Origin of the sequence: Proteus sp. LHD240705 (genome assembly GCF_047921555.1) — a bacterium.
In the GTDB taxonomy this organism is placed as follows: Bacteria; Pseudomonadota; Gammaproteobacteria; order Enterobacterales; family Enterobacteriaceae; genus Proteus.
This window is the reverse complement of sequence record NZ_JBLRMI010000001.1, coordinates 254,595-269,308: the sequence shown is the minus strand read 5'-3', so window position 1 is coordinate 269,308 and position 14,714 is coordinate 254,595. Positions and strand designations below refer to the sequence as shown.

Below are 14,714 nucleotides of genomic sequence, written 5' to 3'. Positions count from 1 at the left end.
AAAATAGCAGTAAAACTTTTAATAAGTATTTTTCTGCATAAACTGATTAACACTATTTTTGATAGTTTCTCTTAACCACAGCACTTTAGAATTATACGCATGGCGTTTATGCCATAGTAAAATAAATGAAATATCAAGTTGTTCAGAAACACTATGTGGTAGAGGGATAGGCAATGTTACTAAATTAGGTAAAACTCGTGAGGTATAATGGACACAATATCCAGGCAAACAAGTAATGAGTTCATGATTAGGTTGAGAAATCGTAAATAAAGTTTGCTCAAATGACGTGTAAGTTATCGCGATATTACGTAAACGCCCATGCTCTGCCAATATATCATCTAGTGCCCAATGAGCACGTTTATCATATTCTGTTGAAATGTGAGAATAGTGCAAAAATGTCTCTAAATTCCAAGGTTCCTTTAATAAAGGATGATCTTTTCGAACATAAACCAATGGTGTATCACGAAAAAGCTCTTCACAATCGATGACTTCAGGTAATAAATGTAACGCCTCTTTAGAACCTGAATAATATTCACGACCTAAAAAAGCAATATCAGCATCACCATCGATAATGCTTGATAACGAGTTATATTCCCAATTTCGTATTTGCACCATTGATTGAGGATAATAATTCAATATTTCCAAAGGAAATTGATTGAGTAGTACCTGATGTAAAGGAGATTCTAATATTAAACTGAAATGAACACCTTTAGGCGTTTCGCTATTTTGCTTGCTCGCGATATGGTTACCAATATTAATAAAATCAGAAAGAGACTCTTCAATACTTAATGTCAAAGGTGTTGGAATTAATCCTTGAGGGCTACGAACGAAAAGGGGATCATCAAACCAAATCCGTAATTTAGCCAATGCTTTACTGACTGCTGAAGGCGAAATAGACAACCATTTTGCAGTTAATGTAACACTGCGCTCTTGTAAAAGAATTTGAAAAATAACTAATAAATTCAAGTCTATTCGATGTAATGGCTTATGCATCACAATTCACCTTTTGTTGTTGTCCAGAAGAACGAAAGAGATGCAAAAAGGTAAAACCAATAAGGCAACTAGCAGACAATATAACCATCAGCATATTAAGTGCAGATATTCCCAACCATCCCATAGTCCAGATATAGAGAGATGCAAAACTCAATTGCGAAATCCCTAAAATCGAACTGGCAAGCCCTGTACGCTGACTAAATGGAGAGAGCGCTTGGCTCATTATAATACCAAATAACAACGCAAACCCCGGACCACATAATGAAAATGAAGCAAAGAACCAACGAGGATCACTGTTTTTTCCAATAAAAAGAAAAATAACTGCACCTAAAAAGCTCGATAAGCCAGTATATAAAATGGTTTCATAACGAAGTTTTGTTAAAATTTTAGGCATCATAAACGACGTTGCCATACTGACCATTGAAAGCAATGTAATTGCTGTTGAATACTGCCCAGTAGTGTAATGCATTTGTTGCATAATCACGATTGGAGAGATATTAACATAAGTCAGGATCACGCTCATTCCCAAGCATGAAATAAGCAAACGACTTAAAAAGAAACTATTTAAGAAAGACTCACCAGTGATTGTGTTATTTTTATTTTTAGTCCACTGTTTTGGTTTAGTTTCTTTTATTCCAAAGAAACAATAAATAAAAATTAATAGCGCATAGATTGCCATAGCATAAAACATCACTGGCCATTTAAATTTTAATAAGATCAGAAAACCTAAAACAGGCGCTAATACTGGAATAATACAAGTAATACCATTTATCATAGAAAGGACTTTAGCGCGTTGTTTTTCAGCTAATGTATCTCGTAATATCGCAAAGGTAACAACGTAACAAAACCCAGCCCCAATACCTTGGAAAAAACGTGCAATCAAAAAATTATTTTCCGTTACAGAAATTCCCGCATTAAATGATGCCAATAAGAAAATAGCTGTTCCAAGCAATACAATGGGCTTACGCCCTAAATTATCACTACACCATCCTGCAACTAACATGGATGAAACCATGCCCATTAAATAAATTGAAAAAGCTTGATGTAATGTCGCTTCTGATGCGTCTAAATCATTCGCTATTGCCGTTAAACCTGTTAAATGTAAATCCACACCAAGAGGGTAAATCAGCACTAAACAAAAGCTAAAAAGGATATATTTTGTCATCCAGCCACCTCAATTATTCTGATGAAGAGGCATTCTAGTCGTCAAAGAAACTGAAACCTAATGACAAAAAAGCAATCTCTAATTTCCATTTTGGAAATAATATATTTATCTCATTATCAAAGTTTAGGATCATTACAGCATTAAAGCCCCGTAACATAAATTTACGGGGCTTTTCTTTGGTATACGCATTTAATACAAGAAATCTTAGCTATCTACTAATTTTTAAACCACTGCATGACTTCTTCATAACTTCCTTGGTAAATAATTTTATCTTCCTTTTTACTTAATTGATAACGATACATAGGATCGTAATACTCTTTAAGTAAAGGGGTTAACCAAGAAAAATGCGCTTCTGTATTACCACTCATTTTTTGTGTTTCTAATGCTTTATCAAGTAATTGAGTTAATTCAGAGGCTCTTTGAGAGCCTAATCGACGACGTATTGCAAATAGCCCATGATGTAAATAATCACTATAAGCTTGCCAGCCTTCATTTTCGCCATAAACATCTAAAAAATCGTGTGTCATACGATCAAAATATTCTGCTTTCAAACGTTCTATGCGTCGTTCAAAGGGATCATCAACAACAACTATTGAAGCCTCAACCATTTTTGCTCGTAAACATTCAGGTAATCCATTGGCGCCAATAGCACGACCTTCATCCTCAAGTACCCATCGTGTATATTTCGGTGCTTTCTGCAACATTTCAACACCAAGATGGTTTTCAAATGTGGCTTGAGGAAATTGTTCTTCTACAGTGCGGCCAAAAGATGAACCTCGATGGTGTGCAATACCTTCAAGGTCAATACCCTCAGGTAATGAACGCACTAAAGTCGTTTTTCCATTACCGGTACATCCACCAATTAAGATAATAGGCCGTTGAACCAATTCATTGGTCATTTCAATAACAGTCTGTCTTAACGCCTTATATCCACCTTCAATTAATGGATAATCTATACCTATTTCTTTAAGCCATTGCTGAACTATATGAGAACGCATTCCTCCTCGAGCACAGCAAATATAACCATTGGGAAATTGCTCACAAGCTTCACGCCAAGCTGCAATACGGTTGTCACGAATTTCACCACTCACCAATTGATGCCCTAAATCAACCGCTTTTTGTGAACCTTGCTGTTTATAACAAGTCCCCACAGCAGCGCGTTCCTCATCATTCATTAAAGGCAAATTGATAGCATTAGGGATCGAACCTTGATTAAATTCAATAGGCGCACGCACATCAATAATAGGTGTGTTATTAGCAAGAATATGTCGAATATTTTGAGCAGAAAACGCTGATTCCATAATAAAAATTGTTATATCTAGTCTGGCTGAAAGATTGACTACTATACTCTTAAGAGCATGTGATGACACGCTTTGATCGTATGTTTTTATTAAATTATAAAGTGTTATTTCTGACAGAATAATTTTTTCTAGAAATATGCATGGCGACAATGTATTTTTTACCTCTCTTATTCATCACAAGAAGAGCTTCAACAATTTATCTTATGGGCAGAGAACTATATTGATACCCAATCTCAATATTTTAAAACGTTATTTATACCCATTTGGAATGGGCTAATAACCGTAATAAATACGCCACATGACTATAATTATGATGATAAAGCATCACATCTTATTTTTTATGGTTGGTCTAAAAAACATTGGATGATGAAGGCTATTTTAAAAGCTAATGGTGAAGAAATTCTTGAATAAAACCCAATAAAGCAGGGTGTTATTTATTTAAAATGAACCGTTAAAAGTAGATACTGTTACGAGGTTTATGTGATATTTGAGATTGTTAGAACGCTTTTACATTACAGTTTGCACTTTTTAGCTCCTATTTTATTAGGCTATCTTTTCTGGCGTAAGAATTGGAAGATAGCCTCACTTCTTATGATAGGAACAATGGCTATTGATATTGACCATTTGTTAGCAACACCTATTTTTGATCCCAACCGTTGTAGCGTGGGTTTTCACCCATTACATACCAGTTGGGCTGCTTTAATTTACTTAGGCATATGGTTTTTACCCTCATGGAAATTAAAAGCCATTGCGGTAGGGTGTTTATTTCATTTATTTACCGACTCGGTTGACTGTTATTTAGGTGGATTAAAACCCAATTTAACAATAACGATGAGTTGTGATAAAAATTACTTTATATCTGTTCTAAATAGCAACTCTATTCTCTAAGCCTCTAATATGCTGAATGATTTCACTTATTTTCTCTCTTTCAAGCCACATAATATGATGGCAATTACAAAAAGCTTGATGTAGAGTGCTCAGTCTTTTTTAATGAAGTCTATTGGGGAGGCTAAATGTTTATTGGCTTTGACTACGGAACATCGAATTGTTCTGTTGCAATGATGAAAGAGGGAAAACCCACTCTTTTGCCTTTAGAAGGTAATGATGTGTATATTCCATCAACCCTTTGTGCGCCAACCCGTGAATCCGTTTCTGAGCACTTATTTCGCCATTTAAATATTAAACCGTCCAGTGAAGTTGGCGAACAATTACTAAGAAAATCGATCGCGTTTAATCGAGAAGAAGATATTGAATTAGTTCCTGAAGATATTCTTTTCGGACAATCTGCATTAAGTTTATACCTACGTGATCCTCGTGATGTCTATTACGTTAAATCACCTAAATCCTTTTTAGGTGCTTCAGGCCTACATGAGATACAAATTAGCTTCTTTGAAGATTTAGTTTGCGCCATGATGGCAAATATTAAGCACCAAGCAGAAAAAAGCACACAAGAAGCGATCACAGATACCGTTATTGGCAAACCTATTAACTTTAATGGGTTAGGTGGCGATGCTTCAAATAGGCAAGCTGAAAGCATTCTTATCCGTGCAGCTAAAAGAGCTGGCTTTAAGAATATTATGTTTGAATTTGAACCTGTTGCTGCCGGACTTGAATATGAGTCGACGTTAACTAAAGACCAAACTGTATTAGTCGTTGATATTGGTGGTGGTACAACTGACTGCTCATTAATTCAAATGGGGCCAAGTTATCAAGGTAAAACCGACCGTTCAAACACATTACTTGCGCATAGTGGACAACGTGTTGGTGGTAATGATCTTGATATTTACCTTGCTTTTAAACAAATTATGCCATTATTTGGTATGACAGGGTTAACGTCTTCAGGTATTAAATTACCTCTGAAACAGTTCTGGGATCCTATTGCGATTAATAATGTAGAAGCTCAAAAAGATTTTTATTCTCGTCAAAACCTTGCTGTATTAAATCAGTTAAGACGGGACGCAAAAGAGCCTGAAAAAATAACACGCCTTATTGAAGTCTATAATGAAACATTGGGTTACAGCATTGTTCGACGTGCTGAAGAAGCCAAAATTGCCTTATCAGATTCTCCTGAATATATTGCTAATATCGCGTTATTAAGTGAAACCTTAGAATTAACGATTGAACGTGATCAAATGGTTGAATCTATTGAATCACCAAAAAGTAAAATGATTGAATTGGTTAATGATGCGGTAAAACAAGGGGGAATAAAACCGGACGCTATCTTTATGACTGGAGGTTCGGCTCGTTCGCCTATTTTATGCCAAGCAATAGAACAACAGTTACCCAATGTTCCTATTGTTAAAGGTAATGATTTTGGCTCTGTCACCGCAGGATTAGCACGTTGGGGCGAGGTTTGCTTTAAATAATTAATATCAAATAATCGGTTTTAAATAACTGACTTTTTCAATATATTAAAGCGCTTTACATTCAATCTTTGTATTGATTAGATGTAAGGCGTTTTTCTTTTTTCTTTATAAAACACGATAAAAACACAACATTCGACAGGAGAACACATGTACCGCTTCCAAAATGATTATAATGAAATTGCACATCCTGCGGTCATGAAAGCAATCACTGATACAATAGGGCAACGCTATGATGGATATGGTATGGATAAGCTTTGTCATCAAGCTGCTCAATCAATAAAACAGCGTATTCAACAACCTGGTGCAGATATTCACTTTTTTAATGGTGGCACCATTACTAATTTAACCGCTATCTCTCATTTTTTACGTCCACACCAAGCTGTTATTTCTGTTAGTACTGGGCATATCGCTACACATGAAACAGGTGCTATTGAAGCAACGGGGCACAAAGTTATCACCACTTTTTCGGCAGATGGTAAATTAACGCCCGCATTGTTAAAACCTATTCTCGCTGAACATAACGATGAACACTGGGTTCAACCTAAGCTTGTTTATATTACGAATGCCACCGAAATTGGTACGGTTTATCGCAAAGCGGAGTTGCAAGCACTGCGTGATTTCTGTAACGAGCATAACTTATGGTTATATCTTGATGGTGCTCGTTTGGCAGCAGGATTAATGTCTGCACAAAGCGATCTGACTATCGAAGATATCGCTAGCTTAACCGATGCTTTTTATATTGGTGGCACTAAAATTGGTGCAATGTCAGCTGAAACGCTAGTGATTTGTCACCCAGCACTAAAATCTGATTTTCGTTTTAGCTTAAAACAAAAGGGTGGATTACAAGCGAAAGGCTGGTTATTAGGCGCGCAATTTGAAGCTTTATTTAAAGAGGATCTCTATTTCAAATTAGGTAAACACCTTAATGAAATGGCATCACAATTAACTGAGTTCTTTACTGCACAAGGTTTTGAATTTTTAGCGCCACCAGAATCCAACCAAATTTTTGTTATTTTGCCAAACACGATTGCAGAAAAATTAACACAGCAGTTTGTTTTTCATCGTGTTTTACTTGAAGACCCTAATTTGAGTTGTTTACGTCTTTGTACTTCTTGGGCAACAACACAACAAGATATTGATGAATTCAAAGTGACCTTTTTGAAATTAATTTAATTATTTAAGTTATTGGTTATTAAACTTCATCCATTACGCGCTTTTTTAAGGCGTAATGGATCTTCAATAAAATAGCGATCTAAATTTAAGAATATAGTGATGATGCAATAACGGGATAATGCTATATTAAAGACTCCTCACTCAACATAAGTAGGGTAATAGAATGAAGAAACTGACACTCCAAGAAATGACAGATGCCCAACAAATGCGAGTAAGAACCCGAATAGGTCAAGAGAGAAAGAAATTAGGGCGTGAATTAACGAATGCTGAAATGAACAAAGTCAAAGACTCCATTATTACCGAAATCTCCCTCGAAGTTGAAAAAGCCACCAAAAAAGCACAAGCCCTCAAGAAAAAACAAAAACTAGCCCCGAGTGATGAAACCTACAGTTGGTCAGCCAAAAACCACAGTCGGGGATATCGTTAATTTTTTGCCTTGCTAGTAAATTCGATTACTAGCAAGGAGTTACCTTAAAGGTTTTACTTTCAATTAATTGCTCTAAATACCCTGATATTGACGCAATATTGTTATATTTCCATCGTCTCTATTAATGAATATAACTTTTTAAATGCATGATATTTTTTATCGTATATTTTATGTTTTTCTAAATTTGGTGTATGACGTTTTTTAAGCTTAGGTTGAGAAAGAATAACTTGTGATGAATGTGCTGGATTTACCGCTAATTGAGCCAATCTTGCTGCACCAAGAGCAGGGCCAACATCACCGCCTTGGCGATAATCAAGTGTTTTTCCTGTAATATCAGCAAGCAGTTGCCGCCAATATCCACTTCTGGCTCCACCACCAATTAATGTAATATTATCAGCTGATTGACCTGCATTTTCAGCAACTTCAATACCTTGCCGTAACGCAAAACTCACTCCTTCTAGAACCGCTTGGCATAAATCAGCTCGTTGATGCTCATGGGTTAATCCCCAAAAGATACCTTTCGCATTAGGGTTGTTATAAGGTGTCCGTTCACCTGAAAGATAAGGTAAAAAAAGTAGAGGGCTATCAGCAAAAGTAGCGTGTTCAATTTCTTCAAACATCGCACTCACACTCTCAATACCTGTTAGTTGACACACCCAATCAAGACATGATGCAGCACTCAGCATCACCGACATTAAATGCCAAGTATTAGGTAATGCATGACAAAAACTGTGTACGGCATTATCACTATTTTGGAGAAACTGTTCACTCACCACAAAATAAACACCCGACGTACCTAAAGAAAGCATTGCCTGACCTGGTTGATAAACACCCACGCCAATTGCACCTGCTGCATTATCGCCGCCACCAGCAATAATAGGTACTTGTTTCATCTGCCATTTTTTAGCGATATCAGCCAATAGATAGCCCGTTATTTGATTACCTTCAAACAACGTGGGCATTTGACGACGCGTTAATCCTGTTGCCTTTAAAAGCTCATCACTCCAATCTCGCTTTTGCATATCTAACCAAAGCGTACCAGCTGAATCTGACATATCACTGGCGAAATTACCGCTCATCTTCCAACGTAAAAAATCTTTAGGTAATAAAACATGTGCAATGCGTTGAAAGATTTCAGGTTCATATTCAGCAACCCATTGTAGTTTTGGCGCAGTAAAGCCGGGCATAACTAAGTTACCCGTAATTTTTTTAAACTGAGGATATTGCGCCTCAAGCATTTGGCACTGTTTAAAACTGCGTCCATCATTCCATAATATTGCAGGACGTAAAACCGCTTGCTGATCATCAAGCAAAACGGCGCCATGCATCTGTCCGCTTAATCCAATCGCCTCAATTTGATCCATTGGAAAATGACATCCAAGCTGAAGAATGGCTTCTTCTGTTGCTTGCCACCATTGTAGTGGATCTTGTTCTGACCATTGAGGGTGAGGGCGTGAAATTGTTAAAGGAACTGAATGGCTAGTGACAACGTCACCTTGTTCATTCATTATAATCGCTTTAACGCTTGATGTGCCTAAATCTAGCCCTAAATACATGAAGTTACCTCATGACCTGTATCTAATTAATAAACACAGCGGAAAACCCGCTGTGTTATTACATTGATGCTATTAACCAAAAATATAGCGATTCACTAAGCTTTCGAGCATTTCTTGGCGTCCACTTTGTAACTGTGGTGCTAAGGTATTGCTTTGTGCATATTTCGCCACATCTTCAAGGCTTAATTGACCTTGTAAGATATTTTGACCAAATTCAGCACTCCAACCTGAATAGCGCTGTGCAGTGAATTTATCAAGTCCACCATCTTGGATCATTCTTGCCGCAATGCGTAACGCCATTGCCATCGTGTCCATTCCTGAAATATGCCCATAGAAAAGGTCATATTTATCATTACTTTGACGACGAACTTTAGCATCAAAGTTTAAACCACCCGTTGTGAAGCCACCTGATTTAAGAATTTCATACATCACGAGTGCATTTTCTTCTACGCTATTTGGGAATTGGTCTGTATCCCAACCTAATTGTGGATCGCCACGGTTAGCATCAACTGAGCCTAAAATCCCTAGCGCAATGGCAGTGGCAATTTCATGGTGGAAGCTATGTCCCGCCAATGTAGCGTGGTTTGCTTCAATATTTACTTTGACTTCTTTTTCAAGGCCAAACTGTTTTAAGAAACCATAAACAGTCGCAGTATCGTAATCATACTGATGTTTTGTCGGCTCTTGTGGTTTGGGTTCAATCAATAATGTGCCTTGGAAACCAATTTTATGTTTGTGTTCAACGACCATCTGCATAAAACGGCCAATTTGCTCTCTTTCTTGGCGTAAATCCGTGTTTAATAGCGTTTCGTAGCCTTCGCGTCCGCCCCATAATACATAGTTTTCGCCACCCAGTGTTTTTGTCGCTTTCATCGCTTCACAGACTTGTGTCGCTGCCCATGCAAAAACGTCAGGATCTGGGTTAGTTGCCGCACCTGCACCATAACGAGGATTAGTGAAGCAGTTTGCCGTTCCCCATAATAACTTAACGTTGGTTTCTTCTTGTTTTCTCGCTAATACATCGGTGATTGCCGCCATATTAGAGATATATTCATTGATATTATTACCTTCAGAAATAACATCGACGTCATGAAAACAGTAGAAAGGAACATTGAGTTTATGAAAGAATTCAAAGGCAACATCAGCTTTGCGTTTTGCTTGCTCTAAGGCTTCACCCGGTGTTTGCCACGGTCTATCAAAAGTACCGATACCGAACATATCAGAACCATTCCAGCAGAAGTTATGCCAATAACAAGCCGCAAATCTTAGGTGATCTTCCATTCGCTTACCTAAAATAATCTCATCAGGATTATAGTAACGAAACGCTAATGGGTTATCGCTTGTTGTGCCTTCATATTGAATTTGTTCAATTTTATCAAAGTAAGACATGGAACCGTCCTTATTTAGTATCAAGTTGTAATTCTGAATGTGATTCAAGCTCAGCAGTCATTTCTTCCTGCTCTTCTGGTGTTAATTTGGTAATGCCAAAGCCCGTGAAACCCCACAGCATGGCAAAGAAGATGCCACTCCAGCACAATACGGCCCAAGGTAAGTAACTTAAGGTTGCAACACCTAACGTACCTGCCATATAAGCCCCTGCGGCTGTCCACGGTAAAATAGGTTCAAAGATAGTGGCGGAGTCTTCGACAGTACGAGCGAGGTTTTTAGGGTGTAATCCTCGTTCGATATAGGCACCGCGTAACATTTCGATAGGAATAAGGATTGAGATTTGTCCATTACAGGTCACGCCAATCATGGTTAGCCCACAAGCAATTGTGGCTAAGATCATTGAACCTGTTGAGTGAACCATTTTTAACAATGCATGGACAATCACTTCTAATGCGCCACTTAACGATAAAGTACCGGCAAAAGAGAGGGCGCAGAAACAGATAAGCAAGGTGCTCATCATTGAGTTCATGCCACCACGATTTAATAAATTACCTAATAATTCAGGGACTTCTTTACCTTGGATCATCGAGACATTAAAGCCATCAACGGCACTTTTTACGATGTCATGTAAACCAAAACCTTGAATAAGATAAGCGTTAAACATCGCAATAGCGGCAGAAGCTAACATCACTGGGATAGTCGGTTTTTTCGTTACTGAACCATATAAAATCACTAAGACTGGAATGAGAAGGATTAGATTGAAGTTATAAACATTCTCAAGACCATTTGTAATTAATGTCACTTTTTCTGGCACACCTTGACCAGCTAAATCACCATTCATGCCATAAACAGTCATCACAATCGCCGTTAAAATCAGAGAAGGCAGTGTGGTGTAAAGTAAGTGCCAGATATGCTGATAAAGGTCGATTCTAGCTGCCATAGCTGCAAGGTTAGTATCACCTGATAATGGTGAAAGTTTGTCACCAAAATAGGCGCCGGCAACTACCGCACCTGCGGTTGCGGCAAGGTTAGCATCCATACCTACAGCTACGCCCATAAAAGCAACGCCGATGGTTCCCGCAGAGCCCCATGAAGTTCCCGTACAGACTGATACTAATGATGTGACCAATAATGCCGTAACGTACAGCATTTCTGGGCTGATCATTTTTAATCCGTAATAGATCATCAGTGGAATGGTGCCACCAATCATCCATGTGCCTATTAATAAGCCCACACTGATTAAAATCAGCAATGCTGGCATGGTTTTAGCAATTTTTTGTGAGATTGCCGTTAAGATCTCGTCATAGCGATATCCTAATCGTTTTACTAATAGCGCAGCTACAACGGTAGATAGCACCATTAAAGGCTCTGGTGGTAAATCAAAAGCGGCGTAGCCTCCGCCTAATAGCACCACCATGGTGAATATAGGAAAGAGTGATTCGAGTAATGTAGGTGTTCTCGGGCTGTTTATCGTTTGCGTTTTCATTGTAATTTATTCCGAACTGGCATGAGATAAGGTACGAATAAGCCGAGTGAAAACGGTTTCTAATATTGAACGAGGTGTCGCGATATTAATGCGGAAAAAACCATCCCCAACCGCACCAAAACCACGCCCCCAACTCATTTCCACTTCAGCTAATGAAACAAACCAATGTTTTAGTTGTTCTTCAGATAACTGCATCTTTTGGTAGTTGATCCATAGCATGTAGGTGCCATGACTTTGTGTGATAACCCAATTAGGAAAGTAACGTTCACATTGTTCTTTTACCCAACGACGGTTATCAGCAAGGTACATTTTTAATTCACCAACCCACTGTTGGCCTTGTAAGGTATAGGCTTGTAAAAAAGCGGGCACTGAAAAATAGCCAGGATTATGAATACCCGCAGCAATTAAGCATTGCTTGAATTTTTCACGATATTCAGGATTGGCAATAACAATATTGGCAATTTCAAGGCCAGCTAAATTGAATGTTTTAGCGGGAGAAGTACAAATAAAGGAGTGTTGTTCTACATATGTATTTACTGATGAAATAGGGTGATAAGTTGCGTCATCAAAAATAAAATCTGCATGCACATCGTCAGAAATAATAAAAACCTGATATTTTTGCGCAAGTTCCGCTATTTTTAATAAGTCACTTTTTTGCCATACCGTTCCTGTTGGGTTATGTGGCGATAGCAAAATAAAGCAGACAGACTGTTTAAACTTACTTTCCAAGTCATCAAAATCAATTTCATAATAGCCGTCACGATAAATCAACGGACTTTCTAATAGTTCACGTTGATTGACACAAACGGCATTGCTAATAGGATGATAAGCGGGTGACAGCGTTGTGACTTTATCGCCAATTTGTGTGAAGTTTTGAATATAAAGCGAAACCGCTTGAATAATACGAGGACAAAACACAATCGTCTCAGGGGCAACAACCCACTGATATTGCGTTTTAAACCAATTGGCAGCAACATTATTCCAATCATGGCTCAGGTCGGTATAGCCATAAATGCCTTTAAGATTAAATTGAGTGAGTTCATTAATAATAAAATCAGGCGCAGGAATATCCATATCTGCAACAGATAACGGGATAACATTGGTGTTACTATTACACCATTTTGCACTATAGGTATTTTGCCTAGAAATTAATTTATTAAAGTTATTCTGATACATGAGAAATCTCCTCGGCAATCGGGTTTAAAAACAAAATACTCGTTGTTATTAACATTGGTTATTCCTATTTTTTACTTTGCTATTACGAAATTTGGCTTGTGTGATAGTAGTCACATAGCGATGAAAGCAAGTTCTAGCAAAATTAAAGCTGTGGTTTAATGCCTGGCTGGGTAATTAGGTAGAGTAAAATGAAAAAAGATAAATACTTTCGTATTGTGCTGTTATTCAACGCTAATAAAGTGTATGACCGACAAGTGGTTGAGGGTGTTGGAGAATATCTTCAAGCATCACAGTGTCATTGGGATGTATTTATTGAAGAGGATTTTCGTACTCGGCTTGATAATATAAACCGTTGGGTTTGTGATGGTATTATTGCTGATTTTGATGATCCCATTATTACAAAACATTTAAGCCAATTACCATTAGCGGTTATTGGTGTGGGTGGTTCTTATCATCAAGAAGAAAATTATCCATCTGTACCTTATATCGCCACAGATAATTATGAATTAGTCCAGCAAGCCTTTTTACATTTAAAGCAAAAAGGGCTTAAACACTTTGCTTTTTATGGTTTACCAGCCAAAGATCACCCTCATTGGTCTAATGAACGAGAGCATGCATTTCGTCAATTAGTCACCAGTGAAAAATATCCGGGCATTGTTTATAACGGCATGGATATTACCCAAGAAAATTGGCAACATGCGCAAAACCGTTTATCCGATTGGATACAAACATTACCCCCACAAACAGGGATTATTGCAGTCACCGATGCAAGAGCGCGTCATTTACTGCAAGTCTGCGATAATTTAAATATTAATGTGCCTGAAGAAATAAGCATTATCGGTATTGATGACGAAGATATGACTCGTTATTTATCGCGCATTGCACTTTCATCTGTTGTACAAGGCTCACGGCAAATGGGATATTTAGCAGCAAAGCTTTTACATCAAACATTAGAAGGGCACTCAACAGATAAACAGCAAAGAATATTAGTCCCCCCTGTTAAAATTGTTGAGCGTCGTTCAACAGATTTCCATTCATTTAACGATCCTACCGTTGTACAGGCTATGCATTATATTTATTACAATGCTTGCAAGGGGATAAAAACGGAGCAAGTTTTAGATGCGGTTAATATGTCGCGTTCTAATTTAGAACAACGCTTTAAAAAGGAAATTGGCAAGACAATTCACACGGTTATTTATGAAGAAAAGCTCAAACGGGCTCAAAATTTATTAGCCACCACAACACTTGCGATACAAGAAATATCTGTGATGTGTGGCTATCCATCACTGCAATATTTTTACTCTATCTTTAAAAAAGAATTTGGTATGACGCCAAAAGAGTTTAGGGATGAGTGAGATAATCATGGCAAAAGGGAAATAAAAACACCTATCTCTTCCTACTATTCGCCCACGGATCACAGTCTAGGTGATCGATAACTTCAATCACATCATCAATATCTGCTTCAAGAGAATCAAGATATAGCGCTTCCACTTCTGCTCGTGCCCAAGGTGTTCTGCGCAAAAATTTTAAACTCGATTTCACGCTAGGATCACTTCTAAAGCAGTTAATTTTGATGAGTTGCCCTAATTTAGCCCAACCATATTTTGCTACTAGTGCATTTACTTGCATTTCAAGAGTGATGCCATGTAGCGGATCTTTAGAAATATGTCCTGTCATGATTT

At 37.7% G+C, this 14,714-nt stretch carries 13 protein-coding genes; 5 read left to right on the top strand and 8 right to left on the bottom strand.

The features are described 5' to 3' along the window. Positions 1-18: 18 nt before the first annotated feature. From yidZ to mnmH, 3 genes are all read right to left on the bottom strand, one after another. Positions 19-996 carry an HTH-type transcriptional regulator YidZ gene (gene yidZ, locus ACNART_RS01335; protein ID WP_311747729.1) on the bottom strand — a complete coding sequence of 326 codons (978 nt, stop codon included), beginning with the start codon at positions 994-996 and terminating at the stop codon, positions 19-21. Further along, positions 986-2,158 carry an MFS transporter gene (locus tag ACNART_RS01330; RefSeq protein WP_416303412.1) on the bottom strand — a complete coding sequence of 391 codons (1,173 nt, stop codon included), beginning with the start codon at positions 2,156-2,158 and terminating at the stop codon, positions 986-988. Before ACNART_RS01330 ends, yidZ begins: the two co-directional genes overlap by 11 nt. A 215-nt stretch (positions 2,159-2,373) precedes the next feature. After that, positions 2,374-3,459 carry a tRNA 2-selenouridine(34) synthase MnmH gene (gene mnmH, locus ACNART_RS01325; RefSeq protein WP_040133163.1) on the bottom strand — a complete coding sequence of 362 codons (1,086 nt, stop codon included), beginning with the start codon at positions 3,457-3,459 and terminating at the stop codon, positions 2,374-2,376. Positions 3,460-3,939: 480 nt separating this feature from the next. Here mnmH and ACNART_RS01320 point away from each other — a divergent pair, with 480 nt between their 5' ends. The 4 genes from ACNART_RS01320 to ACNART_RS01305 all read left to right on the top strand — a co-directional run bounded on the left by ACNART_RS01320 (position 3,940) and on the right by ACNART_RS01305 (position 7,425). After that, positions 3,940-4,347: a DUF6122 family protein gene (locus tag ACNART_RS01320; protein ID WP_040133164.1), complete on the top strand. Its 408-nt coding sequence runs from the start codon at positions 3,940-3,942 to the stop codon at positions 4,345-4,347. 125 nt (positions 4,348-4,472) lie between these two features. After that, entirely contained in the window at positions 4,473-5,825 is a 1,353-nt protein-coding gene (gene yegD, locus ACNART_RS01315) for a molecular chaperone (RefSeq protein WP_198619528.1), read from the top strand. A 147-nt stretch (positions 5,826-5,972) separates the two neighbouring features. Further along, positions 5,973-6,998 (top strand): threonine aldolase family protein, encoded by a 1,026-nt coding sequence (locus ACNART_RS01310; protein WP_311747393.1) that lies wholly within the window; start codon positions 5,973-5,975, stop codon positions 6,996-6,998. 163 nt (positions 6,999-7,161) lie between these two features. Next, positions 7,162-7,425, top strand: coding sequence for a DUF3811 domain-containing protein (locus ACNART_RS01305; protein WP_040133167.1), 264 nt, complete (start codon positions 7,162-7,164; stop codon positions 7,423-7,425). 101 nt (positions 7,426-7,526) lie between these two features. On the opposite strand, the gene xylB is transcribed toward ACNART_RS01305, so the two are convergent. The 4 genes from xylB to ACNART_RS01285 form a co-directional block, all read right to left on the bottom strand. Continuing rightward, positions 7,527-8,981, bottom strand: coding sequence for a xylulokinase (xylB, locus tag ACNART_RS01300; protein WP_198619530.1), 1,455 nt, complete (start codon positions 8,979-8,981; stop codon positions 7,527-7,529). A gap of 72 nt (positions 8,982-9,053) precedes the next feature. Further along, positions 9,054-10,370 (bottom strand): xylose isomerase, encoded by a 1,317-nt coding sequence (gene xylA / locus ACNART_RS01295; protein WP_198619531.1) that lies wholly within the window; start codon positions 10,368-10,370, stop codon positions 9,054-9,056. A 10-nt stretch (positions 10,371-10,380) separates the two neighbouring features. Then, entirely contained in the window at positions 10,381-11,856 is a 1,476-nt protein-coding gene (nhaC, locus tag ACNART_RS01290; protein ID WP_368926766.1) for a Na+/H+ antiporter NhaC, read from the bottom strand. A 6-nt stretch (positions 11,857-11,862) separates the two neighbouring features. Next, the gene (locus ACNART_RS01285; protein WP_416303411.1) at positions 11,863-13,032 is read right to left on the bottom strand and encodes a MalY/PatB family protein; all 1,170 of its coding nucleotides are present in this window, start codon (positions 13,030-13,032) and stop codon (positions 11,863-11,865) included. Positions 13,033-13,220: 188 nt separating this feature from the next. On the opposite strand from ACNART_RS01285, the gene ACNART_RS01280 reads away from it, so the two are divergent. After that, positions 13,221-14,387: a XylR family transcriptional regulator gene (locus tag ACNART_RS01280; RefSeq protein WP_040133172.1), complete on the top strand. Its 1,167-nt coding sequence runs from the start codon at positions 13,221-13,223 to the stop codon at positions 14,385-14,387. Positions 14,388-14,418: 31 nt separating this feature from the next. Here ACNART_RS01280 and ACNART_RS01275 read toward each other — a convergent pair whose 3' ends face one another. Beyond that, entirely contained in the window at positions 14,419-14,709 is a 291-nt protein-coding gene (locus tag ACNART_RS01275) for a VF530 family protein (RefSeq protein WP_349443005.1), read from the bottom strand. Between the last annotated feature and the right edge of the window lie 5 nt (positions 14,710-14,714).

Coding starts and splice junctions, on each gene's coding strand:
- ACNART_RS01330 (WP_416303412.1), bottom strand. CDS start 2,158: ATGACAAAATATATCCTTTTTAGCTTTTGTTTAGTGCTGATTTACCCT.
- mnmH (WP_040133163.1), bottom strand. CDS start 3,459: ATGGAATCAGCGTTTTCTGCTCAAAATATTCGACATATTCTTGCTAAT.
- yegD (WP_198619528.1), top strand. CDS start 4,473: ATGTTTATTGGCTTTGACTACGGAACATCGAATTGTTCTGTTGCAATG.
- ACNART_RS01310 (WP_311747393.1), top strand. CDS start 5,973: ATGTACCGCTTCCAAAATGATTATAATGAAATTGCACATCCTGCGGTC.
- ACNART_RS01305 (WP_040133167.1), top strand. CDS start 7,162: ATGAAGAAACTGACACTCCAAGAAATGACAGATGCCCAACAAATGCGA.
- xylB (WP_198619530.1), bottom strand. CDS start 8,981: ATGTATTTAGGGCTAGATTTAGGCACATCAAGCGTTAAAGCGATTATA.
- xylA (WP_198619531.1), bottom strand. CDS start 10,370: ATGTCTTACTTTGATAAAATTGAACAAATTCAATATGAAGGCACAACA.
- nhaC (WP_368926766.1), bottom strand. CDS start 11,856: ATGAAAACGCAAACGATAAACAGCCCGAGAACACCTACATTACTCGAA.
- ACNART_RS01285 (WP_416303411.1), bottom strand. CDS start 13,032: ATGTATCAGAATAACTTTAATAAATTAATTTCTAGGCAAAATACCTAT.
- ACNART_RS01280 (WP_040133172.1), top strand. CDS start 13,221: ATGAAAAAAGATAAATACTTTCGTATTGTGCTGTTATTCAACGCTAAT.
- ACNART_RS01275 (WP_349443005.1), bottom strand. CDS start 14,709: ATGACAGGACATATTTCTAAAGATCCGCTACATGGCATCACTCTTGAA.